The sequence below is a fragment of the Pseudomaricurvus sp. ABR4_320 genome (genome assembly GCF_056159445.1).
In genome coordinates, this window is sequence record NZ_JBSWVF010000002.1 from 181106 (window position 1) to 204554 (window position 23449).

At 50.9% G+C, this 23449-nt stretch carries 19 protein-coding genes and 1 riboswitch; of the genes, 15 read left to right on the forward strand and 4 right to left on the reverse strand.

Going from position 1 to position 23449, the window contains the following annotated elements; all coding sequences use genetic code 11:
* Nucleotides 1-44: 44 nt before the first annotated feature.
* From ACXAFR_RS04055 to ACXAFR_RS04080, 6 genes are all read left to right on the forward strand, one after another.
* Entirely contained in the window at nucleotides 45-1673 is a 1629-nt protein-coding gene (locus ACXAFR_RS04055; protein WP_475172229.1) for a carboxylesterase/lipase family protein, read from the forward strand.
* Nucleotides 1673-3397 (forward strand): pectate lyase, encoded by a 1725-nt coding sequence (locus ACXAFR_RS04060; protein ID WP_475172231.1) that lies wholly within the window; start codon nucleotides 1673-1675, stop codon nucleotides 3395-3397. The genes ACXAFR_RS04055 and ACXAFR_RS04060 overlap by 1 nt, the downstream gene beginning before the upstream one ends.
* Complete coding sequence (locus tag ACXAFR_RS04065; protein WP_475172233.1) at nucleotides 3398-4870, forward strand: glycoside hydrolase family 140 protein; 1473 nt, start codon at nucleotides 3398-3400, stop codon at nucleotides 4868-4870.
* 41 nt (nucleotides 4871-4911) lie between these two features.
* Nucleotides 4912-5895 carry a family 43 glycosylhydrolase gene (locus tag ACXAFR_RS04070; RefSeq protein ID WP_475172235.1) on the forward strand — a complete coding sequence of 328 codons (984 nt, stop codon included), beginning with the start codon at nucleotides 4912-4914 and terminating at the stop codon, nucleotides 5893-5895.
* 248 nt (nucleotides 5896-6143) lie between these two features.
* Nucleotides 6144-7364, forward strand: coding sequence for an MFS transporter (locus ACXAFR_RS04075; protein ID WP_475172237.1), 1221 nt, complete (start codon nucleotides 6144-6146; stop codon nucleotides 7362-7364).
* 114 nt (nucleotides 7365-7478) lie between these two features.
* Entirely contained in the window at nucleotides 7479-8327 is an 849-nt protein-coding gene (locus tag ACXAFR_RS04080; RefSeq protein ID WP_475172240.1) for an alpha/beta hydrolase, read from the forward strand.
* Here ACXAFR_RS04080 and ACXAFR_RS04085 read toward each other — a convergent pair.
* Nucleotides 8324-9283 (reverse strand): diguanylate cyclase domain-containing protein, encoded by a 960-nt coding sequence (locus tag ACXAFR_RS04085; protein WP_475172247.1) that lies wholly within the window; start codon nucleotides 9281-9283, stop codon nucleotides 8324-8326. The two genes, ACXAFR_RS04080 and ACXAFR_RS04085, sit on opposite strands and share 4 nt — an antisense overlap.
* A 451-nt stretch (nucleotides 9284-9734) precedes the next feature.
* Between ACXAFR_RS04085 and ACXAFR_RS04090 the strand changes: the two genes are divergently transcribed.
* Entirely contained in the window at nucleotides 9735-11108 is a 1374-nt protein-coding gene (locus ACXAFR_RS04090) for an MFS transporter (RefSeq protein WP_475172250.1), read from the forward strand.
* An 86-nt stretch (nucleotides 11109-11194) separates the two neighbouring features.
* Nucleotides 11195-12349 carry a glycoside hydrolase family 68 protein gene (locus ACXAFR_RS04095; protein WP_475172253.1) on the forward strand — a complete coding sequence of 385 codons (1155 nt, stop codon included), beginning with the start codon at nucleotides 11195-11197 and terminating at the stop codon, nucleotides 12347-12349.
* Nucleotides 12350-12396: 47 nt separating this feature from the next.
* Here the strand turns inward: ACXAFR_RS04095 and ACXAFR_RS04100 are convergent, their stop codons facing one another.
* The 3 genes from ACXAFR_RS04100 to ilvG form a co-directional block, all read right to left on the reverse strand.
* Complete coding sequence (locus ACXAFR_RS04100) at nucleotides 12397-14796, reverse strand: TonB-dependent receptor (protein ID WP_475172256.1); 2400 nt, start codon at nucleotides 14794-14796, stop codon at nucleotides 12397-12399.
* 276 nt (nucleotides 14797-15072) lie between these two features.
* Nucleotides 15073-15399: an ACT domain-containing protein gene (locus ACXAFR_RS04105; RefSeq protein ID WP_475172259.1), complete on the reverse strand. Its 327-nt coding sequence runs from the start codon at nucleotides 15397-15399 to the stop codon at nucleotides 15073-15075.
* Nucleotides 15396-17084 (reverse strand): acetolactate synthase 2 catalytic subunit, encoded by a 1689-nt coding sequence (gene ilvG / locus ACXAFR_RS04110; protein WP_475172262.1) that lies wholly within the window; start codon nucleotides 17082-17084, stop codon nucleotides 15396-15398. The genes ACXAFR_RS04105 and ilvG overlap by 4 nt, the downstream gene beginning before the upstream one ends.
* 396 nt (nucleotides 17085-17480) lie before the next feature.
* On the opposite strand from ilvG, the gene ACXAFR_RS04115 reads away from it, so the two are divergent.
* The 7 genes from ACXAFR_RS04115 (at nucleotide 17481) to ACXAFR_RS04145 (ending at nucleotide 23444) form a co-directional block, all read left to right on the forward strand.
* Complete coding sequence (locus ACXAFR_RS04115; protein ID WP_475172269.1) at nucleotides 17481-18068, forward strand: TetR/AcrR family transcriptional regulator; 588 nt, start codon at nucleotides 17481-17483, stop codon at nucleotides 18066-18068.
* A gap of 31 nt (nucleotides 18069-18099) precedes the next feature.
* Entirely contained in the window at nucleotides 18100-19272 is a 1173-nt protein-coding gene (locus ACXAFR_RS04120) for an acetyltransferase domain-containing protein (protein WP_475172271.1), read from the forward strand.
* Between the two features lie 115 nt (nucleotides 19273-19387).
* Nucleotides 19388-19780, forward strand: coding sequence for a DUF805 domain-containing protein (locus ACXAFR_RS04125; RefSeq protein WP_475172274.1), 393 nt, complete (start codon nucleotides 19388-19390; stop codon nucleotides 19778-19780).
* A 125-nt stretch (nucleotides 19781-19905) separates the two neighbouring features.
* Nucleotides 19906-20047, forward strand: a riboswitch (FMN riboswitch).
* Nucleotides 20048-20154: 107 nt separating this feature from the next.
* Nucleotides 20155-20811, forward strand: a complete 657-nt coding sequence (ribB, locus tag ACXAFR_RS04130) for a 3,4-dihydroxy-2-butanone-4-phosphate synthase (RefSeq protein WP_475172278.1) — start codon at nucleotides 20155-20157, stop codon at nucleotides 20809-20811.
* A gap of 160 nt (nucleotides 20812-20971) precedes the next feature.
* Nucleotides 20972-21745 carry an EAL domain-containing protein gene (locus ACXAFR_RS04135; protein ID WP_475172284.1) on the forward strand — a complete coding sequence of 258 codons (774 nt, stop codon included), beginning with the start codon at nucleotides 20972-20974 and terminating at the stop codon, nucleotides 21743-21745.
* Between the two features lie 91 nt (nucleotides 21746-21836).
* Complete coding sequence (locus ACXAFR_RS04140; protein WP_475172287.1) at nucleotides 21837-22622, forward strand: CPBP family intramembrane glutamic endopeptidase; 786 nt, start codon at nucleotides 21837-21839, stop codon at nucleotides 22620-22622.
* 258 nt (nucleotides 22623-22880) lie between these two features.
* Complete coding sequence (locus ACXAFR_RS04145) at nucleotides 22881-23444, forward strand: hypothetical protein (protein ID WP_475172290.1); 564 nt, start codon at nucleotides 22881-22883, stop codon at nucleotides 23442-23444.
* Nucleotides 23445-23449: the final 5 nt, after the last annotated feature.

The window sequence follows — 23449 nt, forward strand, 5'->3', positions numbered from 1 at the left end:
AGACTTGAGAGCCGGTGCCCATTCAAACGACGCCGGATGGATATATGAAAAATAATTCGAGATATAACAACACGATTCAGAGTAGGCGGCAGTGGTTAAAGCGATTTGCGGGTGGAAGCGCTGCTCTGCTCAACCCTCCTTTACTGGCAATGCCCGCATCGAATCGGTCGCCGCCCGTTGTGCAAACTCAGTATGGGCGTATTGAGGGGCGCAGTAGCAATGATATCGCCGTTTTTCTCGGTGTGCCTTACGGTGCGAGCACCGCAAAGTTGCGTTTTCAGCCCGCTCAAGTACCGGATTCCTGGAATGGAATCCGGCCCGCGGTGGAATATGCGCCCGCGTGCCCTCAAACACGCGCACAAGAGGCGGTGAGCGAAGATTGTCTCTATCTGAATCTATGGACTTCCAGCGCTGCGGTTCGACAGCAAAAGCCTCGTAAGCGTCCAGTCTTGTTTTGGTTACACGGAGGTGAATACAGTCACGGATCCGGTTCGTCTCCACTGTTTGATGGAACCCACTTGTGTGAACGTGACGAGGTGGTCGTGGTGACCATTAACCACCGCTTGAATGCCTTTGGGCATCTGTACTTGGGGCGTAAAGGTGATCGGAGGTTTGTGACCTCGGGCAATGTCGGTATTACCGACATTATCCTGGCATTACAGTGGGTCAGAGACAACATTCATCAATTTGGTGGTGATCCTGACAATGTCACTGTTTTTGGACAATCCGGTGGCGGCGCAAAAATCGCGACGATGATGGCAATGCCTGCTGCTGCCGGATTGTTTCACAAAGCGTTCACGATGAGTGGACAGCAGGTAACTGCCGCGGGGGAGAGAGCGGCGGCCGAACGTGCGGACGCGTTTGTGCGTGCTGCCGGTTTGAAGGCGTCTGACTGGAAGGACTTGTTGCGGATGCCGGTCGAGGATCTGGTCGCTGCTGTAGCCGCACCAGATCCTAGCCTGGCAGGCAGGTCGATCTATTTCGGGCCGGTTTTGGATAATCAGGTCTTGCCTCGGCATCCCTTTTATCCCGATGCGCCGCCACTGTCTCAGTCAATACCGATGGTGATTGGCAATACCGTTGAAGAGACGCGAGCGTTTCTTGGCAAGGCCCCTAAGGTACACCAGTTAACGTGGAAAACCTTACCGGCCGCGTTGGATTCGCAGATGTATGTCGACATCAACACGGCAAAAGTGATTGCGACTTATCGCGAGCTGTATCCAACCTATTCGCCCAGCGAGGTCTTTTTTGCCGCCTCTACCGCTGGTCGATCTTGGCGTGGTGCCGTTATTGAGGCAGAGGCCAGAGCCAAGCAAGGGGCTCCGGCCTATGTCTACCAGTTAAACTGGGGCAGTCCTTTGCAATCCGGGCGGCTCGGTGCCTTGCACGGACTCGATGTGGGATTGGTGTTCGATAATGTGCAGATGCCTCAGAGTCGCACCGGTGGTGGCGCAGAAGCTCAGCGCATGGCTGATTTGATGAGCGAAAGCCTGCTGGCGTTTGCGCGGACGGGTAATCCGTCTCATCGCGGATTACCGGCCTGGAAGCCCTACCGTTTAACGAGTCGGGAAACCTTGATCTTCGATGTTAAACCCCGTCTGGAAGAGGATCCCAGAGGCGCAGAGCGTAAATTGTTTGCCAGTGTGCCTTTTGTACAAAGAGGCACATTCTGATGAACGCTTTATGTAAAACGATGATATCACTGCTGCTAATTTCAGCACCTGTTCTGGTGACGGCAGCTACGGACTACCGTGAACCGATAGACGTTAATCAGGTGATTAACACGATGAAAACGGCCTCTCGGTTTATGGTTGACGAGGTTTCTGATAATGGCGGTTACGTCTGGGTTTATGATGTGGACGGTAAGCGACGTTGGGGTGAACTGGAGGCAGAGCCGGGAATGGTTTGGGTGCAGGCGCCGTCAACGCCTGGGATGGGGCATGTTTTTTTAGATGCCTGGTCATTAACGGAAGATCCATTTTATTTAAATGCCGCAAAATCCGTAGCGGATGCGCTGGTCGAAGGTCAGCAGGATGCCGGTGGTTGGAATTATTTTTTCCATCGCCAAGGAGATGCGGCGAAAAAACAATGGTACGAAACGGTGGGCGCTAACGCCTGGCGGTTTGAAGAATTCCATCACGACTACGGTAATGGCACGTTTGACGATGGCGGCACCATTGATGCGGCGAGTTTGCTGCTGCGTATCAGCCTGATCACTTCCGAAAATCGCTATAAAACCGCATTAAATCGAGCCATTGATTATGTGCTGTCCAGTCAACAGCCTGTTGGCGGCTGGCCACAGCGTTTTCCTCCCGCGCCGAAACACAGCTTTCACGGATTGGCGGATTACAGTGGGCTAATTACACTGAATGACAATGTCGCCGGGCGCAATATTTCCTTTTTGTTGAGCTGTTATTTCGCTTTAGAGCGTGAAGATTTGCTGGAGCCCATTTACCGTGCGATGCACGCCACACGAATTCTACAAATGGGTGAACCGCAGCCGGGCTGGGCCCTGCAGTACGATCAGCTTTTACATCCTCGCGGTGCCCGCAGTTATGAGCCCGAATCCTTGTCGCCACCCACGACCGCCCACGCCATTTCGGAAATGCTGGAATACTATCGGTTGACCGGAGATTCGCGTTTTCTTATGGGCGTTCCTGCCGCAATAAACTGGCTAGAGCAGTTAAAGCTTCCAGAGGAACTGGTTGACGACGGAAGAGATTTTCCGCGTATTGTGGAGTTGGGGACTAACCGTCCCATGTATTTACATCGTCAGGGAACCAATATTCATAACGGTCACTATTTTATCGATTACAACCCTGAGTCTACGGTTATTCACTACCGGTCGCGGGGACACTTGGATCTCGCTCGTCTTAGAAAGGCGTACGATCACGAAATAAGGCGATCTGTGGATCCAACGCCTTTTATGAGCCGCCAACGTGATCGCACTGCATTTGTCGACGAGTTTGTTCGTACGGGGCGATCCGCGGAGTCGTTTATCGATGTGTCCGATGGGCGTGGTTGGTTGCCGTGCGCACGGGACAGCCACATGGCCGCAACGGCTCAGGAATCGATTCGTACCTTGAACAAACAAGGCTATTGGCCGTTGCTCAGTGGCTTTACATCAAATCCCTATCGCCACCTGGAAGAGGGCACGTCAAGGTCGCCGGTGGCGCCTTCGACAGAAACCCGCTTTGCTTCGACCTGGGTTGGAGATGATAGCGATACATCCACCAATTGCGAGGGGCCAGTCAGACCCGTGATCTCTACGGCGATGTATATGCACAATATGGATATTCTTATGGACTGGTTGCGCACGGAAACGGCGATGGTAAAACGGGTTACTCCTAAGCACGCAGATACCTTGTCAGCGCTTGATGTCGACGGCAGGTCTTAAATGCGAGCGTCTGTTTTTTCTGTGGGATTGAGCTTTTTTCTGCTGGTAGGGTGTTCTGATCATCAGCAACCACAACCGAAAAATAGCGTCACCTCTGTAGAAGGTAGATCAGGTGCCGAGTCGGCACTCGACAGCCTGTTGCCCTTGCAGGTGTCCAGCGATGGTCACTACTTTCAGACATCGGATCAACAACCGTTTTTCTGGTTGGGAGACACCGCCTGGTTATTGTTTCAGAAACTTGATCGACAGCAAGCCGAGCGTTATTTGGACGATCGAAAGGAAAAAGGGTTTACCGTTATTCAGGCGATGGTTGTTCACGAGTTACCAGAGGTCAACGTTTACGGTCAGCGAGCATTTATCGATGGCGACCCCAGACATCCTATGGTGTTGGATGACAGCACTGATACAGATCGCTATGACTATTGGGATCATGTTGACTACATCATCGACCTTGCAGCGAAAAAAGGCCTGTATATGGCGCTGGTGCCGATATGGGGGAGTGCGGCCAAATCTCTAGCGCCGGATGAGTCTTGGGCGCAGGAATACGGTTATTGGCTCGCGCAGCGCTATCGGGATCGACCCCATGTGATTTGGTTAAACGGGGGTGATGTTCGTGGAGATCAGATTCCGGATGTTTGGCAAAGCCTCGGCAATGGATTGGAGCAAGGCGCGCCCGATCAACTGAAAACCTTCCACCCCTTTGGCGGAACTCAGTCATCGACCTGGTTTCACACTGCCCCTTGGCTGGATTTTAATATGTTTCAATCCGGGCACCGGCGCTACGATCAAAAGCGCGATGTGACACCTGAGTCGAATTGGAAGGGCGAAGATAACTGGCGCTACGTGACGGAAGATAGGGCACTCGTGCCAGTAAAGCCAACGCTGGATGGTGAGCCTCCCTATGAGGATATTCCTCAAGGTTTACACGACAGTTCACAGCCTTATTGGAGCGCTGCGGAAGTTAGACGATACGCCTATTGGTCCGTTTTTGCCGGTGCCAGCGGCCACACCTATGGCCACAATTCTGTTATGCAAATGTATCAGCCGGGAGATGACGAGGGTGCCTACGGCGTGAAGGACTTTTGGTTCACTGCCTTGAATGCAGAAGCGGCTGGACAAATGCAGTTTTTACGGCAACTGCTGCTGCAATTTCCCTATTTTGAACGTGTACCCGCGCCGGAATTATTGGCGACAGGTGCTGGGCAGAAGCACGATTATATCGCTGCAACTCGGGGGCGGGATTACGCACTGTTTTACAGCTGGCGAGGATTGAATATCAGTGTCGATACCCGTCAGCTACCGAAGGCATTGATGACGACTCACTGGTTTAACCCTCGCACCGGAGAAACAGACCAAATACGTGAATTTGATAATACCGAATGGGTCGATGCTCCTCGAGTATTTGATCCTCCAGGAGAGGTTGCCGATGGCAATGATTGGGTATTGGTTATGAAAACAAAAACAGAAGAATAGAACGATATTTAACAATCATAAAGTGACGTAGGAAGTGTGTTATGAAGTCTAGAGTTTTTCCGGCAATTCTGAGTTTGGGATTGCTGGCTAGTCATGTGGTTTTTGCAGAAAACCCGTTGGATTTTGGCAGCGATATTCGCACCGCTGATCCCTCTGCGCATGTTTGGAAAGATGGTAAGTTATATCTCTACACGTCTCACGATGAGGAGTGTCAGCCGGATTTTTTCATGAAGAACTGGCATGTGTTTTCTTCCGAAAACCTGGTGGATTGGACGGATCATGGTGCGGTTTTATCGGTAGATGATCTAACCTGGGCGGATAATTACGCATGGGCTCCCGACGCCGCTTACAAAAATGGAAAACACTATTTGGTTTTTCCAGCAGGCAATGGCCACAAAGATCGCGTCAATCCTGAAAAGAGCACGAAATGGATGGGCATTGGCATTGCGGTGAGTGATTCGCCAACCGGGCCATTTAAAGATGCGATTGGGGCTCCACTTTGGAAAGAGCCTTACGCCAACGACCCCGCATTATTTGTCGACGATGATGGCAAAGCATATCTGTATTTTCACGGCACCGATTATGATTACCGAGTGGTGGAAATGGCCGACGACATGCTCAGCATAAAAGGCGACTTCCAGAAGATGGATATGGGAGGATACGAGCCAAAAATGGAAGGGCCTTGGGTCTTTAAGCGGGAGGGTAAATACTATTTCACCATGCCTGAAAACAATCGCGAACTGGCCTACTATATGTCGGATTCTCCGGTTGGACCCTGGGAGTACAAAGGTGTGTTTATGGAACAGGAGCACAACAGTAACAACCACCATTCCATTGTTGAATATCAAGGGCAATGGCTGCTGTTCTACCATCGCTGGCTGGAAACCCCTGAGTCAACCTGCGATAAACGCCAGCGACACAGTGCGGCTGAATATCTGTATTTCAATGAAGATGGCACCATCAAGCCGGTTAATCGTACGGAAAAAGGCGTTGATGATTTTGCTGGGCGTGCTGCCAGTAAATAGAGTTTGTTTTTCGGCGCCGATTTTTGATCGGTGCCTTTCCGTGTGCGTTTCAATTCGTAATCAGAGTATACTGGCCGCCGCTCGTCGCGTAATGGTCCGCATGGCTGTTGCAAACCGGCGGGCGATGTACAGCAGGTAGTATCCCCCCGGCTCCCTGTGAAGGTTATTCCGGAGCCCGGCCAAGAGTCTTTCCATCTCTTTTCCCTTGGTGCCCGGCAATAACGTCTGCACGTGTTCTGGGAGAATGTATGACCATCGATGTATCCACCCCGCCGCATAAAGGCCGCCGTTACCTGTTGATGGCTGCAATATTTGCCATCACCATGGCAGGAACGACCCTGCCGGCACCTCTGTATCCGATTTATCAGCAGCTGTACGGTTACAGTAATTTTATGGTTACGGTGATCTTTGCGATCTATGCGGCGGGTGTTCTCGCCGCGTTGATTATCACCGGCCCCTGGTCTGATCAATTGGGGCGTCGTCCGCTGTTGGGGGCTGGTCTGATATTCGCCGTACTCAGTAATATTTTATTTCTCAGCGGTGGCTCGTTGGCGCACCTGTTGATCGGGCGCTTTGTTTCGGGTTTGTCCGCGGGGTTGTTTACGGCGACAGCAACCGTGGCCATCATCGAGTTGGCGCCAGATCATCACAAAGCTCGGGCAGCCCTGGCGGCCACGATTGCCAATATGGGTGGGCTGGGCTTAGGGCCGGTCAGCGCAGGTTTTCTATCTCAATATCTGCCTGCGCCTTTACATCTGTGTTATGCCTTGCATTTGCTGTTGATGATTGGCTGCAGCCTGGTGTTATGGCGCATGCCCGAGACAGTGGTTCGCCCTGGCAACATTCGCTTGCAACGCCAGTCCTTAGCGTTACCGGCTGTGGTGCGGCCAGTGTTTATTCCCGCGGCCATTGCGAGTCTCGCCGCGTTTGGTGTGATGGGGCTGTTTACCTCACTTTCGCCCGCCATGATGGGCAACATTCTCAATCTTCATCATCACGCGGTTGTTGGTACCGTCGTTTGCCTCGTGTTTATGTCTTCATTGATTGGTCAGTTTTTACAGCGGCGCCTAACCGCTGGTCGGCGGTTGCCCTTGGCTTGTCTGGCGTTGGTTGCTGGTTTGGGATTGCTTGCCGGGGCTATTCATCTGGGATCTTTGGGGTTGCTCATTGCGGCGGCGCTGACGGGAGGAATCGGACAGGGCGGCGTTTTTGCCGCAAGCGTCGGTGCAATTTCCAGTGTGTGCCCGGCGGACAAGCGGGGGGAGGTGATCAGTTTGCTCTTTGTGGTCGCCTATATTGCGGTTTCTATTCCGGTTGTTGCGTTAGGCTTTGCCGTGCAGTCACTGGGATTGCGGCTGGCCGGGATCAGCTTCGCACTGACGTTGATGGCGTTGACACTGGTTGCTTTGCTGATTTTGTTGTTTGAGCGAACAAAGCGGCCGGTTTCAATGTCAGACAGGGAGTCATGATAGAAACAGGGTATTCACTTGTTGTTGAAACGTTTGTCTGGGCAATGCGCCCGAGTTAACCGCTTAATTCCAGGAATAGGGCGGGCTACAAAGGCCAGAAGTTGCGCCTACAAAATGGTTACTCTCTGCTCAGCGCTGGTTCTGGTTGGCTTGTTCAGTGCCTGCTCAATGAAAGACAGTCCGCAGTTTCATACAAACAACACTTCCCCCAGTACAATCACACTGACGGACTCGGAAACCGGTCGTCGCTACCCCATTTTCGTCAAATTGCCGCCCTCCTATTCGCCCACTGGGTTCCAGTCGTATCCCGTGGTCTATGTGACAGATGCTGTCCCTAACTTTGATATGGTTTCCGCCATGCTGCATACCCCTATGCGCAGTGGTGCGATGGAGAATGTGATTATCGTCGGTATTGGTGAAGCGCCTGGCGAAGGCAAAGGGGGCGGGCGAGTCAGAGACTTTACGCCGGTCAAGTCGCCTAATTGGAAAGCAGAAACGGGACAAGCACCCGCCTTTGTGCGTTTCTTAACGTCAGAGGTTTTTCCCTATGTGGAGTCACACTATCGCACAGCTGACGAGGAGCGTACCTATGTTGGTCATTCCCTTGGAGGCTTACTCGGCGCCTATATTTTGATGTCGCAACCAGACTTGTTTAATGGATATGTGCTCAGTAGCCCATCGGTCTGGTATGTGAACAACGCGATTTTGTCGCAGACAGTCGTTAAACCCTCCCGACCAACTCGTGTTTGGATCAGCTCTGGTGAGCGGGAAACGCCAGAAAAAAGTCCGATGAAAAATAATATGATTGACGGCGCAGAGGCGCTGCAAGCCTATTTGGAAAGCTCCAGCGCGGCTGCCGAGCTTGAACTTCGCAATACCGTGATCCCTGGCGCTACCCATGTCACCGCGTTTCCGACTGCGGCTGTGCAGGGTGTCAGTTGGATCTATCAGCGCGAACGCTAGTCTGCTGGTGAATTTCTGATAAAGGTATAGTAGGGCAGGCCTTGCTGTTTGGCGGCGTACATGGCCATATCCGCCTTCTGCAGCAAGTCGTCGGCGTTATCTGCATGTTCAGGAAACAGTGCGATACCAATACTCGCAGATATCGTCAGTTGACTGTCTTGCCATGTGATGGGCTCTTCGATCGCGTCGGTCAATTTGATTGCTATCGCTTCAAGGCGCAAATTGTCGATGTTTTCTAATACGATCACAAATTCATCCCCTCCCAACCTCGCAACCGTATCGACTTCACGAATGTTTCTTGCCAGGCGCTGTGCTGTCTCTTTTAACACCTGGTCTCCGGCGTGATGTCCGTAGGTGTCGTTGACGGCCTTGAATTTATTCAGATCTAAAAACAATACGGCAATGTTCCTCGAATCCCGCTTAGCCATAGCGAGCGCATGGAAAAGTCGATCTTGCAGTTGATAGCGGTTCGCTAAGTGGGTAAGGGAATCGTAATTGGCCTGTTCATAAACGGCACGTTCGGCGGCTTTTTTCTCTGTAATATCATTGACGAAAGCGATGATAAAAACATCGTTTTTAGCCTCGTAAATGTGTGCGTGGATTTCCACCGGAAACGAGGATCCGTTTTTCTTTCTGTGTCGAGTTTCGAAGTAAATGCGGCGACTGCTGACCATTTCTTTCCAGAAGCCTGGCCATATGTCGGGTGAAAACGAAGGGTCCCATTCCCAAACACATTTACCTACCAAGTCGCCATATTCATATCCCAGTTGCTCACAGGCGGAGCGATTGGCGTAGATGATGCGAGAATCTTTATCCATTAAGAACACTTCATCGGCGGCAATTTCTACCGCATAGCGATAGAAGCTTTCGTCATGCATCGCCGAAATGGGTGTCTCCCGGCGAAATCCTCGCAGAGATCCAGGATTAAAGTGAGCAAGTTTCTTGTGTGCTTTCATAGCGGTCGTAGTGCTCGAGTTGCCCTGGCCGATCAAGCAGAGACCGTCATCGCGCCGTTGGTGAGTTTTGAATACTTATGACTAATGTTAATGAAATTTTTCCGTATTTGGTTTTTTTACGCGCCTAAGGGAAGAATATTTTTGCATATCACGCGAATTGGACATTGAGAAAATCTTTATCAGTTCGCTTTGCAATCGGTTGCATCGTGGTATAACCTTAAATCATCCTTGGTCTGCTATGGCCCTTGACGATGTTGGCAGGGTGTTCAGGCTCAAAGTTGTGTCTGTGGTGTAACTTGGTCCCACGGAGGCGGCTCTTATTAGGATAAAGTTGCCAGGCAGTGCGGCGCTAGGGCCGATCAAGAGTGCAGCGATAACAATAACGATACGATGAGCGACGTTTTCTCTGATTATGCGTCGCGACCGTCTGAGAAGATGAGGCACCGCGGCAGTGCAACCAAACAACGCCACTTTGAGTTTTAAAGAAAAGCTGGGCTACGGTCTGGGCGATATGGCCTCTAACTTCTACATGGGGTTTTTTGGTCTCTTCTTGCTGTATTACTACACCGATGTCTTCGGCATTTCTCCGGGTGCTGCGGCAACTATGTTGCTGGTAACCAAGATTATCGATGCGATCAGTGATCCTGCGATGGGGTTGATTGCCGATCGAACCCGGTCTCGCTGGGGAAAATACCGACCTTATTTATTGTTTGCTGCGGTTCCTTATGCCGTTTGTGGTTATTTGCTGTTCATGGGGCCTGATCTTTCTGCAACGGGAAAACTGCTATATGCCTATCTGACTTATACCCTGGTGATGCTCGCTTACACGGCAATAAACGTCCCTTACTCTGCGCTGTTGGCGGTTATCTCTCCGGTGACGGAAGAGCGAACGAAAGCCACACAATTTCGCTTTATTTGTGCGTCGCTGGGTACATTAAGCGTTGGTGCTTTGGCAACGCCTCTGGTTAATTTTTTGGGGGGCGATGATCAGCTGCTCGGCTTTCGTCTGACGATTCTACTTTTTGCTGTTATTTCAGTCGTATTGTTTTGGGCGACCTTTGCATTAACTCAAGAGCGGGTTCAGTCTGTTCAAAAACCGGCGAATGTCCGCGGAGACCTGACGGCACTGATCAGTAATCGCTCTTGGGTGATACTCGGTGTGACAGGCATATTGGTCGTGGTTGGATTGAACATCCGATTCGCGTCCATTATGTACTATCTGAAATATTACGTAGGTGCAGATTCATCACCGGTATTTCTTATCTTCGATAAAACCGCACTGCTCACGTCGCTGGGACTCATCGGCCAGTTAATCGGCGCGCTGATCACGCCCTACCTGGCATTGCGCTTTGAAAAGCATCGTTTGGTGTTTTTCATGAACGCACTGCACGGTGTTCTACTGTTTGCTGGCTATCTGATACCGCCGGATCAATTTTTTATGATCGCGCTATGCCACAGTTTGGGAATATTGACGTTCGGAACCATTATCACATTGATGTTTTCGATGTATACCGACTGTGCGGAATACAGTGAATGGAAAACCGGACGCAGTATGGCAGGGCTAACGGTTTCCGCATCAATGTTCTCCCTCAAGTTTGGCTCTGCCATCGGCGCTGCGTTACCCGGATTTACGCTTGCCTGGTTTGGGTTTGTCGCAAATCAGGCTCAGACAGACTTATCACTGCAAGGTATTCGTCTGATGTTTAACATCATGCCGGGCATATTTTTTGTCGCCGGTGGGGTCCTCATGCTGTTTTACACCATTGATCGAAAGACATTGCATAGAGCTGAACAAGAGCTGCAGTCTCGCCGCCTGACAGTCTGAAGATCGGCCTTTCTGACGAATGTCGGCGAGGCGGTAAAACAAAAGTAACGCAATTTACGACCATACAAACACACGGAAATATAAACATGAGTCCTCCGAAATTAGGTGTACCGTTGAATTACTGGTTGGCGTCTCACGTATTCAATACCCGAGTCGATGCATCCTGCATCATTCCAAAGCAGGTCGCCGAAGACGAGAGTGTTTCGATTCGTGGATTGCTCTGTTGGGATCCCTGTCCTGTGTTGACCTCGATAGGGCAGCGGGCCTTCTGGCAGGGTAAGGAGATGTGGCTGGTTCTGGCCGTGCCAGAGACGATGACAGGTATGGAACGCCATGAAAATACGCGCCTGCGCCTTTTGTTAAAGGATGACTCCACGTGGTTGGACGCTGGCAATATACTGCCAGATGGGTATTGTCCTGGCAGTCGAGAGTGGGCGGCGGTCGCTTACTTGCAAGAAGACAGTAGCCTGTCATTGTATTTTACGGCGGCCGGATTGCGCGGTGAATCTCGTGCATCCGCCGTGCAGCGACTTTTCTTCACTCAGGCAAAAATGGGTCTTTCTGAGCGATCGCTGATCCCGATAATTGGCGCATGGGAAGAACCACAAGAGATTTTGATGGCCGACGGTGCCAGCTATTTACCGGCGGATGAAATCGACTTTACTCCAGGCAATATTCGCGCGTTTCGTGACCCCTGCCTGTTTAGTGACCCCCAAACGGGCGAAACCTATCTTTTGTTCGCCGGTTCAGATGCCCGAACGCACTCTGCTGAAGATGCTCTTATCGGTATTGCCAAGTGGCAGGGTACTTCCAAACAGTGGCAGCTTGAAAGTCCGTTGCTGTCAGGAGCGGGGGTGACAAAAGAAATGGAACGTCCACACATGATTGCCTATGGGGGTCGCTATTATCTTTTTTGGTCGACGAATAGCTGGACCTTCGCGGAAAACATTTCAGCGCCGTCAGGTCTTTACGGTATGGTGGCCGAGACTTTAGGCGGGCCTTACCAACCGATCAACGGAACCGGATTGGTCGCCAGCAATCCGCTGGACCAACCGTTTTTAACCTATTCATGGTGGGTGTCCAATGATCTGAAGGTCACCAGTTTTGTCGACCTTCCCGATGGCTCACGGGATCCTGCCGCAGGGAAGAAAGCAGGCCCCAGAGGCCGTTTTGCCGGGCGAATTGCCGGAGATTTCCAGCTTCACCTGGTGGCAGCGAGAAGCTGGATATCCAGCGTTTAGATCATGCTGGTACGCTGGGATTTAACAGGAGAGCACCCCTTTAGGATTTAGAAATCGTAGGAGAGCGATGCCCCCAGGGTGCGACGATCACCCAGCAATGGGCTGTATGTCACGCCACTACCTTGACCCAGCGCGGCGAAGGTTACAAACGCAAAGGATGCATATTCTTTATCGAGAATATTTTTACCCCACAGTTTGAGTTTCCAACCATCTTTTCCGATACCAATACTGGCATCTAGAAGATCGCGTTCTTCAAGCCATGCGGTATTGGTTTCATCGGTGTACATTTTGTCCTGGTAAGAAAAGTCTGCTCGCGCGAAAAACTCAATACCCTGAGCGAATTGGCGATCGTAAGCGATGCCTGCGTTAAATTGAATTTCCGGTGCTCTGGCGACTTGATTACCGCCAACGTCATAGTCATCGTAGGGGCAAGCCTCTGAAGCAACGGGCAGGTTAGCGGATGTTTGGCACAAGCCCCGTGACGCGACTGCGCTGAGGGTTCCGTCTTTATATTCAGCCTTGCTGTACGCAAATCCGAGATTGAGTTTTAGATCATCGGTCATCAAATAGGTCGCGCTTAATTCAAGACCGGTTACCGTAGCCCCATCGAGGTTGCCGATGATGAGTGGTGTTCCAAGAACCGAATCTGTTTGTGCTCGACTGCCTTGCAGGTCATCCCAGTCCGTGTAATAGACGGCGCCGTCGTATGAGACCCGTTGATCGAACAAGGTGCCTTTTAAGCCCAGCTCATACGTCCAATTGGTTTCTGGATCAAAAACCTGTTCGCTGGCCAGCAGTGCGCCGGTATTAAAACCACCGGATTTCACCCCTCGAGCGACAGACGCATACACCATGGTGTCATCTGACAGCTTATAGTCGACGGATATTCGAGGTGTAAAATACTCAAAATCGTTGTTGAAGCGGGTTCCGGTAGCCTTTCCTGTGTAAAAATCCTGGGCTTGTTGCGTAATATCTTCGACGGTGTAACGAGCTTCTAACGTAAGGTTCAGATCTTTGTTGATGTCATAGGAGGCGAGTCCATACAGGGCGGTGACCTCTTCGTCGCGACCTTCGGCTGAGAAACCGGGATAGACCAAGTTACCCTCTGGCGACAGTGCATAGTCGAGCGGCGTTGAACTGTTTGGTGGGGTGACGAAACTGGCACCCCACTGGTAGTCGGTGACTTCCGAATAAAAGGCACCCAACATTAACCGCAGCCCTGCACTGGACCACTCTAGTCGGAGGTCATAACTGTCGGATTCGATATCGCCATTGCCCCGGCTGTCAAATAATGTGCCTCCGAGATAGGTGCCATTGACTGGGTCACCGGACAGGGTTCCCATGTTGGTTGAATCCGATTCTGTGTGTCCGTAGTCGAGAGCAATGGTCACGTCATCGAGTAAATCGTATTGCACGCTCAGGCCGAGAATTTCAGAGCTGCCATCGTGACCATAACCACGACGGTCGGCAAGAATACCTTCGGGGCGTGGTTCGCCGTCAGCAATCTCAGGGGTGGTTGGAATTTGTCCGCAGTAGAGGCCGAAGTCACCGTTGATAAACGCATTGGTATTCCCTGATTCAAAGGCGCCACAATTCATTGTGTTGCCTACACGAATGGCCGACATGGTAGACATGGCATAACTGGCCGCGTTCTCAATGTGGGCGTTGCGTTTGCTCCAGACGGCGTCGACGGTGAGTTGCTCGGTTGGCATGGCGTAAAACTGAGCCATAAAACTTTCGTTATCATACCCGCCAAGGTTTCCCTCTGTACCCAAGTCGCCGCTCAGTGCCGCAGAGGCTGTGTTGTCGTTTTCCCAGGTTCCATCAAACTCAGACGTTGAGGCAGCGAGGCTTAGCCCTGCGATACCATTAATAGGAATGGATACATACGCTTTGATGTCCTCTCGCTCATCACTGCCATAAGTGACTTCGGCATTGCCATGAAATTCGTTGACATCAGGCTTTTTCGTGACGTAATTGATGGCGCCGGAAAATGCGTTGCGCCCGAAGAGTGCTGCCTGGGGACCTTTGATTACCTCAACCCGGTCCAGCCCTAGCAAGCCGCCGTCAATCTGGTAAGAGCGTTGCAGATAAATGCCGTTAAAAAACGTCGCTGTATTTTGCACCGCACCGGTCACTCTCGATTGGGACTGTCCGCGTATCGCTGGTTGCGCGAGCGCGCCAACCGTTTTTTCGAAGGAAAACCCTGGAGTTAGTCGAGCAACATCCTCTAGCCCTTGTGCGTTTGTCTGCTGTAACAGATCTGCTGATATCGCAGTGATCGCAACAGGGACCTCCAAGAGGCTTTCTTCTGTTTTTCGGGCAGTAACAATAATTTCTTCGAGTCCTTTTGCGCCGGAGTCAGCGGTTGCCATAGGGATGCTGGAAAAAATGCTGAGGGCTGAGACGGACAGGCTTTGCAGTAGCGGTTTGCGCACGGTTGGCATAACTTTTTTCACTCCCTTGGAAAATCAATAGCCGGGTATTCGCTGCGTGCTTTTGAGCACGACCTAGTCTTCATGCCGAATAAAGCGATCCTGATCTTTTCGGCATGTTAAGCAAAATGTGATTTTAAGGGAGGTGTTAAAACGACCACCACATCACAGTATCTTTGTCATATTTCGAATGCGGCATAGGGGTATAGTGCCGACACCTCTCAAGGATGTGACACTAACGTTACGCATCGCCAAAGAGACGAGCTATGATAAAAGTCAAAAATGCGGTTACCCAGCGGCAGCTTTTGGCACAGAAAATTCCCTCTGAGTGTTTGCCAGAAGTGTCGTCAGTTGTTCTGTTTGCTGAGTCGCCATTTCCAGGCGAGTAACATCTTGAAGTTTCCGCAACTGGGCTATCAGGTTATGAATGCAGCGTTCACCTGAACGCGTTGCTTGCACGCCGATTTCGACAATATACTGTCTGTCTTGCAGTGACAGCTGTGAGTGGACGGGTAAAAATCCGCGTACCCGAATGACTCTCAGTACTCTTTCGAGTGCCGCAGGGCAGGGTTGAATGATTCCTGTGAGGGTATATATTTCTGGCGCAATTTTCATTGAGTGAGTTCCTCCTCTAACATCTGTTGGTTGTCGGCACCGGGTGGAACCATCGGCCAAACGTTGGTTTCTGGGGCAATGTGAACGTGAAGCAGGGCGCTGCCTTCCACGTTTAAAAATTGCTTTAAGGTAGTATCGATTTCCTTTGGTTCCTTGAGCGTGAACGCTTTCAAGCCAAAGACTTCTGCCAGCTGAGCAAAATCAGGATTGTCATCGAGCGCAATTTGGCTGTATCTCTCCCCGTAGAAGAGTTCTTGCTGTTGGCGAACCATCCCGAGCACCTGATTATCCAAGACGATTACTTTGATCGGAATGGCATACCGATTTAGCGTTGCCAGCTCCTGGATATTCATCATCACAGAGCCATCTCCGCTGATATTGATGACCTGTTGATTGGGGTTGGCAATCTGCGCACCCATGGCAGCAGGTAGTCCGTAGCCCATGGTGCCGAGGCCTCCACTGCTGAGGTGATGTCGAGGGTGTGAAAATGACATGTACTGGGCAACCCACATCTGGTGCTGGCCGACGTCGCAGCAGACAATACTCTTGCGATAAGTCATGCGATCTAGCTGGGAGAGAAACGTAGGCCCGAGAATCTGGGAGGCAGAATTTAAGTCAGGTGAGGCAGGTTGAGAGAAACTTTTTTCGCGCTTGAGTGTTTTACAGATTTGCCGCCAGGGGTCGATAGCCAATGGCCTGCCGATAGTCCCTGTCAACGCTGGCAAAATATGCTTTAAATCGCCGATGACATGGCAGTCACTACGGCAGTTCTTATTCAGCTCGCTGGCGTCAACATCAAAATGAATGACACGCGCCTGGGCAGCAAAGGTGTCGGCTTTGCCGGTGGCGCGATCGTCAAAGCGAGCACCGATGGCGAGCAACAGATCACAATCGGCGACGGCTTCATTGGCGGCTCTGGAGCCGTGCATACCGAGCATTCCAAGTTGTAACTCCGGGGCACTCGGATCGCCGTTGCCGATACCTTTCAGGGTGACAACTTGGGGGATATCCATTGTCGTAGCGAACTGTCGAAATTCGGTAACCGCGTCTGCCGCAATGATCCCGCCGCCACTGTAGATCAATGGTCGCTGTGCAGCGCGCAATAGTGCCAATACCTGACCGAAATCTGTGGCGGGCGCGTCTGATTCTGAGATGGCGGTTGTCGGTGCTGGCACCAATGATTCATCGACGGTTTGCAGTAAAACGTCTTTGGGAATATCAATCCAAACCGGTCCGGGGCGGCCACTGGTCGCCAGCGTGATGGCATCATTCACGATTCCCGCCAGCTCGTTGGCACTCTCGACCAACCAGGAGTGCTTTACGATGCCGAGGGTCATACCGAGTATATCGGCTTCTTGAAAGGCATCGGTGCCGATCATACTGGACGCCACTTGTCCGGTAATAACCAGCATGGGCACCGAATCGAGATAGGCATTGGCGACGCCGGTGATTAGGTTGGTTGCTCCTGGGCCTGAAGTGGCGACGCAAACCCCGATTTTCCCCGAGGCTCTGGCGTAACCATCGGCAGCCAAGGCGGCAGCTTGCTCATGTCGACAGAGGTAGTGCGAGAGGGGAGAATTAAGCAGAGCGTCATAGAGTGGCATGATGCAGCCACCGGGGTAGCCGAAAATGGTATCTATACCATGCTCTTCTAACTGACTCAGTACGGATTCAGCGCCGTTCATTAGGGTCTCCGGAGTGGTTTTCCGGGAGCCATAAAAAAACCCCCGGTTCTTGCGAAGCGGGGGTTTTTTGAATCCTGACTTATCGTTTAGCCATAGGACGCCCCCGCAGCGGTACTAGCACCACCACGACCATTAGGACGACCATTTTGACCAGAGCGTTGTTCATTGGGATTCGATAAAAACCGGTTACGTTTCAATTAACGAAATTCTAGACGTTAACATAGGTATCTGGCAAGGCATTCGTCAGCTTGATTTCAACATTGGTGTGACAACGCTGGCGCCAGTATGTGCGTAGGATTTAATCGTGCGCGCCAGCAATCGTCCTGAAATTACAGTTTTAGCGCGGTAGATATCATTTGCGTTGACCAATAATATTGTATGTGTAACAGTTGTTACATGAATAGACCGAAAAATGTTGCGGTGCGCGAAGCCCTCTTACAAAAAGCGACTCACTATGTCATGACCTATGGGGTAGCCAATCTTTCTCTGCGCCCTATGGCCGAGGAAATCGGCACAACTGCTCGTATGCTGGTTCATCATTTTGGTTCCAAAGAGGCTTTGGTCAGTGATGTTCTCAAAGCCATTGAAGCTGATTTTGTGACACGAGCGGAGGCCTGTTTCAAAGAAGATCGAACGGTTGCAGAAACGGTGATGTTGCTCTGGCAAGAGACCCGTGCAGACGCGATGGAACCCGCGCTGCGAGCAATGTTTGAAATCTGGGGCGAGGCCCTGATTCATCCAGAGTCCTATAAATCCTATCTGGATACCATGGTGGCACCCTGGATTCTATTATTGCAGCAGCAAATAATGAGCGCCGGTGTTGCGCCTTCGCGAGCAAAAGTTTTAGCAACGCTGATTATGGGGAGCTTCAGTGGTTTGCAACTTGTCAGGCTAACCAATTCCGATGATCAATCGACACAATTGGCGCTGACCGTTTTGTTGGAAACGATTGAAAGTCTTATGTCGTCCGCAAACAACCAATAAGGTTTTTCAACAAGGATGGAGTGACGCGGAAATGTCAAAGGGAACAGCAAGGCGACTTGAGTCTGTCGATTGTGTTCGTGGGCTGATTATTATTTTCATGGCGTTCGATCATGTTGGGGCGCTCATGATTCGACGTCATTCCTCAGAGTTTTGGGGCGGCAGTTGGACCTATTATGAGGATCCATTCTCTCTCCAATTTCTATTGCGTTTTCTCAGTCATCTATGTGCGCCCGGTTTTTTTCTTTGGATGGGATTTGGGATAGCAAAACTGCTGCAGGCCCGGCAACTGGAAGGCTGGTCTTCTAACCAGATTTGTGGTTTTCTTGTGAAGCGGGGATTGCTACTGGTCGCGATCAGTCAGTTTGTGGAAACCCCGGCTTGGGCGATAGGTTTTCTGTCAGCAGCGCAAGAGGGTGTTGGTATTTCTGCTCCAGGCAGCGGCGGCGATATTTATATCAATATCTCGGTTATCTTTGCCCTAGGCGCCTGCATGACGATAATCGGTGGTTTAGTGCCGTTATTGCAGCGTTGGCCGCTGATTTGTATTGCCTTGGCGATTTTGATTGCTATCCTCTGCCATCTTTATACGCCAGATGAAAGCCAAGTTGATGCGAGTTTTGCTCTGTGGCAGCGATTGCTTCTGGTCGCCGGACAGACAGGCCCGGTCGTTGTTGTTTATCCCACCCTACCTTGGTTAGCCATTGCGTTCTTTGGTGTTGCCTTAGGTCTGTCACACTCAAAATTACCCACAGGTTTTTTTTCCCGGATAACATGGTTGGGAATCTCTATGATAGGGATTGGCGTAATATTGCGCCTGAGTGGTGATGTTGGCAATTTACGTTTGCCACGAGATGGCAGCGTAATCGAATTTTTAAATGTTATTAAATATCCTCCTTCACTGGTATTTTGTCTGTGGATGGTCGGCGCGAATCTTTTGCTGTTGGGGGTGTTTCATTATTTTTATGAAAAGACGTCGCAGTTATTTCAAGTCTTGATCACCTTTGGTCGAGCGCCCTTATTTTTCTATATTGCTCACCTTTATCTCTACGCCATACTGGGCGCTGCGTTTTTTCGGTCGGGAACGTCTTACCTTGTGGGTCTCTCTGTAGGTGCTCTCGGTATTGTCGTCTTATATTTTGCCTGTCTAAAATATGATCATTTTAAGTCGTCGCATCCGTCTACTTCATTCTGGAGAATGCTTTAACGTATTTATCAGTTGGAGATAGCCCTTTTAGGCATGACTGATCTTGCTATCTGTCGGTATCCGTATTTATGGCACCAGTTGTTCCAAGTTTTTAGATGTGTGAGAGTAGGAATCTATGGAAAATTCCAACGGCAGTCCGCCGTCCCAAAGTTTAAGTGCACTGCTGTTCTCGTTTGAGGGGAGAATCAGTCGCTTGCCGTTTTGGGCTGTTCACATTTGTTTTATGGCGTTGGGCAGTTATTTGGGAACTCAGTTGGGCATTAATGTTGATCGCGAAGCTTTGCTTGAGTCGGGGCTTGCAGGGACGTTTATCGCGTTAGTCGCACTGTGGATCGAATTATCGCTACAAACCAAGCGCTGGCATGATCGCGACAAGTCCGCTTGGTGGTTATTGCTTAATTTATTGCCGGTGATTGGTTCGATATGGATTCTGATTGAATGTGGCTTTTTGCGCGGAACGGAAGGCCCCAATCGCTTTGGTCCCGATCCTCTCGAGGAAGAGGATTAATTGAGGTTGGCCAGAGGCCCATCGCTTGGCCGCCGCCCAGGCACATTTGATTTTAAATGTGTCTCTCTCTATCATCTTCCGGCCGTAGAACACCTCTGCGGTCGTTGTTTCGATACGAATTAACGGAATATTCTCAGGGCGGGGCGAAATTCCCCACCGGTGGTATGCCTGTTTTAGGTGAGCCCACGAGCGCTCGATACGTCGAGGTCAGCAGATCTGGTGAGAAGCCAGAGCCGACGGTTACAGTCCGGATGAGAGAGAATCATAAATGTACACCTGTTTCCGGCGATCGCGGTGGCGATCTGCTGGCGCTGTATGCTGTTTGGTTGTTTCCTCACTAACGCCCTGATTCTGGTCATTGCTGGAGATAAACCATGAATCAGACGTCTCTACTCGCCGAATTCGGCGATCCTCTTACCCGTGTTGCCAATGCTCTGAAGGCCTTACAGGCTGGTCAGGGAGTCCTCCTGCTCGACGACGAGAGCCGGGAGAATGAGGGCGACATTATCTACTCGGCGGAATCGCTGACAGCCCAGCAGATGGCGCTGCTGATCCGTGAATGCAGTGGTATTGTCTGCCTCTGTCTGCCGCGGGAGACCGCGTTGCGCCTTCGTCTGCCGCCGATGGTGAGCAACAATACCAGTGCGAATCAAACCGCCTTTACTGTCTCTATCGAAGCTCGCCAGGGCGTCACGACCGGGGTTTCGGCTGCTGACCGGGTCACGACGATCAAAACTGCGATTGACCCAGGGGCAGGTCCGGATGATCTTGCCCGCCCTGGGCATGTATTCCCTCTCATCGCGCAACCCGGTGGGGTGCTCTCCCGTCGTGGTCATACCGAAGGCACCATTGATCTGATGGCCTTGGCGGGACTCGCGCCTGCTGGAGTGCTCTGCGAGCTGACGAACCCGGACGGGACTATGGCCAAAACTCCAGAGATTGTCGCCTTTGCGAAACAACATGATATGCCTGTGTTGACCATCGAAGACATTGTCGCCTGGCGTTCCCAGGCGTCGGAAATGACAGCTTGATGTATGTCTGGAGGCTCCTTTGGAGCCTCCGAGGTTTTCCCTCCGCATAAGCTTCGGCTGTCTATACTACAGAGACGACCTCTCCACCGGGTTAAGCCTGTCGCAGGGCTTAATCGCTTTCGGGGTGATTTGAAACTGTATTGCGACGCCGGTGATTGCTATGGATAAACCCTCCGACTTTCAAGAGTTAAACTGCCGCCAGTGTGTGGATCAGCCGCCCCTTGATTTTGATTTTACAATGGCATTTCAGCCGATTGTTAGCTGTCAGGAAAAGCGAGTGATTGGCTATGAAGCATTGGCGAGGGGATTAAACAATGAGTCGGCCTGGTCGGTTATTTCCAAAGTAAACGACAGCAATCGCTATCGTTTTGATCAATTATGTCGGGTTAAGGCCATTGCTCTTGCATCTAAGCTGGGCATTCAGGAAACCCTCAGTATCAATTTTCTCCCCAATGCTGTTTATCGTCCGGAGCTTTGCATCAGAACAACCCTGGAAGCTGCTCGTACGTTTCAGTTTCCTGCCGAGCAGATTATGTTCGAATTAACCGAAGTCGAACCTGTCAAAGACCATCGTCATATTGCTGATATTCTCGCGTGTTACCAGGATATGGGCTTTGCGACAGCGATAGATGACTTCGGATCTGGCTATTCTGGTCTTGGTCGACTGGCGGACTTTCAGCCAGACATCATTAAGCTGGATATGAGTTTGGTGCGTGGATGTCACGAAGATCGGGTACGCCAGCGTATTTTGGTGCACAGTTTTGCGATGGCGACCGATTTGGGCATTCGTGTGCTTGCTGAAGGTGTAGAAACGCGAGAAGAAATGGCATTTTTAGTCTCCATAGGCATCGACCTTATGCAAGGCTATTACTTTGCCAAGCCGGGGTTTGAGCAGACGCCTGCTGTCGAACCTGCTTGTTTTCCTGAAGAATAACCGGTTTACGTTTTCTTAAAAGACCCCTTTACACGCAATTCGCTGACGTCGATGCTACTATAGTTTCAGTCGTCGCTGTTTTGTGTACTACATGCTTATTTTTTTACCCTACATCTTACTGTTAGTCATTGGTCTAAACACACACCGCATTCCTTATGGCCGCTGGATCCTGGATCTTGGTTTAGGAGGACTGGCTTGGTATCTCTCCCAGTTGGGAATTCTCAGTGAGCTTCATTTCGTCATCATACTGACGAGCTTAGTGCTTTTGCGCTTGCCGGCGTTATTGCAGGTAGATGATCGGCAATTTCTAGCACTCTATGTTTTGGCGATCCCATTATTGATGGTTTTTTCTCCTTACGAGCGCCCGCAATTACATCTGCCGGCAGATCTTCAGATCTCTTTTAACAGTGGTAAAGCGATGGCGGGGCTTTTGTGCTTAGCGATTGTTGATCAATTGCGACTGCGTACTGCCGTTCCCGTGTCTTCGCGGTGGATGATGACCGCTGTCGCAGTCGGTGCTCTGGTTTTACTTATTGTCATGCAGTGGCACTGGCAATTAAGTTGGATGACCTATACTCCGTCGACGTTGCTGGCCAATTTCACTGTCACCTGTACTGCGGAGGAATTCTGGTTTCGCGGTGTGATGCTCGCATTACTGGGCAGTGTGTTTAGATTGCGACCCATGCTTGCGCTTGCATTATCTGCGATGATTTTTGGCGGTTTTCATTATCCTATGGGAGGCTGGTCATTTGTCTTTATGGCCGGTATCGCTGGAGTGTTGTACGGGGCCGTATTTTTACTCACTCGCAGTTTGCTGGCGGCGGTCGCCGCTCACTGTGGCGTTAATCTTTTGCCTTGGCTGTTGTCTTTGATCTAACCTTCATCAATGATCATTCAATTCGTGTTATTACGAGTTGTTACTGGGTAAGTTGCTATGACGACACGTATTGCAAACACGTTTTAAAATGCATCCGGGTATGTTCGATGCAGCCCTGTGTTTTGTTGATATCAACGGGTTAGTAAATTTGGCTAGTCCCCATGGCTGTCACAGATTAGAATCGGCTCACCTTGTTGGCCCACAACCAAAATTAGGGACGATATGATTAAAAAACATTCGACCAACCGGTGTGCTTTTTTGTCCGCAGCTTTTTTGGGTGGATTTTTTGCTGCCCCCGTATGGGCAGATGACATTGCAGATGCGATTCAAGAGGGCTTGAATTACTATGAAAGTGGTGATTTGACGCGAGCCGTGAATCAATTAGATTACGCCTCGACGCTCATTCGACAGCAAAAGGGCGAAAAAGTCGTTGAGGTGCTTCCAGAGCCTCTGGACGGTTGGCAAGCAGATCCCGCGCAAAGCGAGGCAACTGCAGCATCCATGATGGGCGGCGGCGCCTCGGCAAGTCGCTTATATTACAAAGGTAGTGATGCCTACTTAGAAATCTCTTTGGTCATGGATTCACCAACGCTGCAAAGTACGGTGGCCATGATGAGCAATCCATCCATGATCTCCATGAGTGGCGGCAAAGTGGTAAAAGTGCAGGGAAACACAGGTAAGCTGGATATTCAGGACGACAGTGTTGAACTTATATTTGTCGTCAATGGCGCCGTATTATTCACGCTGACAGGAAGCGGAGTTTCCGCGGCAGAAGTTCAGCAATACGCCAGCGCAATCCAGTTGGACAAACTGCAAAAGTGACAAAA

What these genes read in the sequence shown, in the direction of transcription:
- ACXAFR_RS04055 (WP_475172229.1), top strand. Translation starts at nt 45, where the DNA reads ATGAAAAATAATTCGAGATATAACAACACGATTCAGAGTAGGCGGCAG.
- ACXAFR_RS04060 (WP_475172231.1), top strand. Translation starts at nt 1,673, where the DNA reads ATGAACGCTTTATGTAAAACGATGATATCACTGCTGCTAATTTCAGCA.
- ACXAFR_RS04065 (WP_475172233.1), top strand. Translation starts at nt 3,398, where the DNA reads ATGCGAGCGTCTGTTTTTTCTGTGGGATTGAGCTTTTTTCTGCTGGTA.
- ACXAFR_RS04070 (WP_475172235.1), top strand. Translation starts at nt 4,912, where the DNA reads ATGAAGTCTAGAGTTTTTCCGGCAATTCTGAGTTTGGGATTGCTGGCT.
- ACXAFR_RS04075 (WP_475172237.1), top strand. Translation starts at nt 6,144, where the DNA reads ATGACCATCGATGTATCCACCCCGCCGCATAAAGGCCGCCGTTACCTG.
- ACXAFR_RS04080 (WP_475172240.1), top strand. Translation starts at nt 7,479, where the DNA reads ATGGTTACTCTCTGCTCAGCGCTGGTTCTGGTTGGCTTGTTCAGTGCC.
- ACXAFR_RS04085 (WP_475172247.1), bottom strand. Translation starts at nt 9,283, where the DNA reads ATGAAAGCACACAAGAAACTTGCTCACTTTAATCCTGGATCTCTGCGA.
- ACXAFR_RS04095 (WP_475172253.1), top strand. Translation starts at nt 11,195, where the DNA reads ATGAGTCCTCCGAAATTAGGTGTACCGTTGAATTACTGGTTGGCGTCT.
- ACXAFR_RS04100 (WP_475172256.1), bottom strand. Translation starts at nt 14,796, where the DNA reads ATGCCAACCGTGCGCAAACCGCTACTGCAAAGCCTGTCCGTCTCAGCC.
- ACXAFR_RS04105 (WP_475172259.1), bottom strand. Translation starts at nt 15,399, where the DNA reads ATGAAAATTGCGCCAGAAATATATACCCTCACAGGAATCATTCAACCC.
- ilvG (WP_475172262.1), bottom strand. Translation starts at nt 17,084, where the DNA reads ATGAACGGCGCTGAATCCGTACTGAGTCAGTTAGAAGAGCATGGTATA.
- ACXAFR_RS04115 (WP_475172269.1), top strand. Translation starts at nt 17,481, where the DNA reads ATGAATAGACCGAAAAATGTTGCGGTGCGCGAAGCCCTCTTACAAAAA.
- ACXAFR_RS04120 (WP_475172271.1), top strand. Translation starts at nt 18,100, where the DNA reads ATGTCAAAGGGAACAGCAAGGCGACTTGAGTCTGTCGATTGTGTTCGT.
- ACXAFR_RS04125 (WP_475172274.1), top strand. Translation starts at nt 19,388, where the DNA reads ATGGAAAATTCCAACGGCAGTCCGCCGTCCCAAAGTTTAAGTGCACTG.
- ribB (WP_475172278.1), top strand. Translation starts at nt 20,155, where the DNA reads ATGAATCAGACGTCTCTACTCGCCGAATTCGGCGATCCTCTTACCCGT.
- ACXAFR_RS04135 (WP_475172284.1), top strand. Translation starts at nt 20,972, where the DNA reads ATGGATAAACCCTCCGACTTTCAAGAGTTAAACTGCCGCCAGTGTGTG.
- ACXAFR_RS04140 (WP_475172287.1), top strand. Translation starts at nt 21,837, where the DNA reads ATGCTTATTTTTTTACCCTACATCTTACTGTTAGTCATTGGTCTAAAC.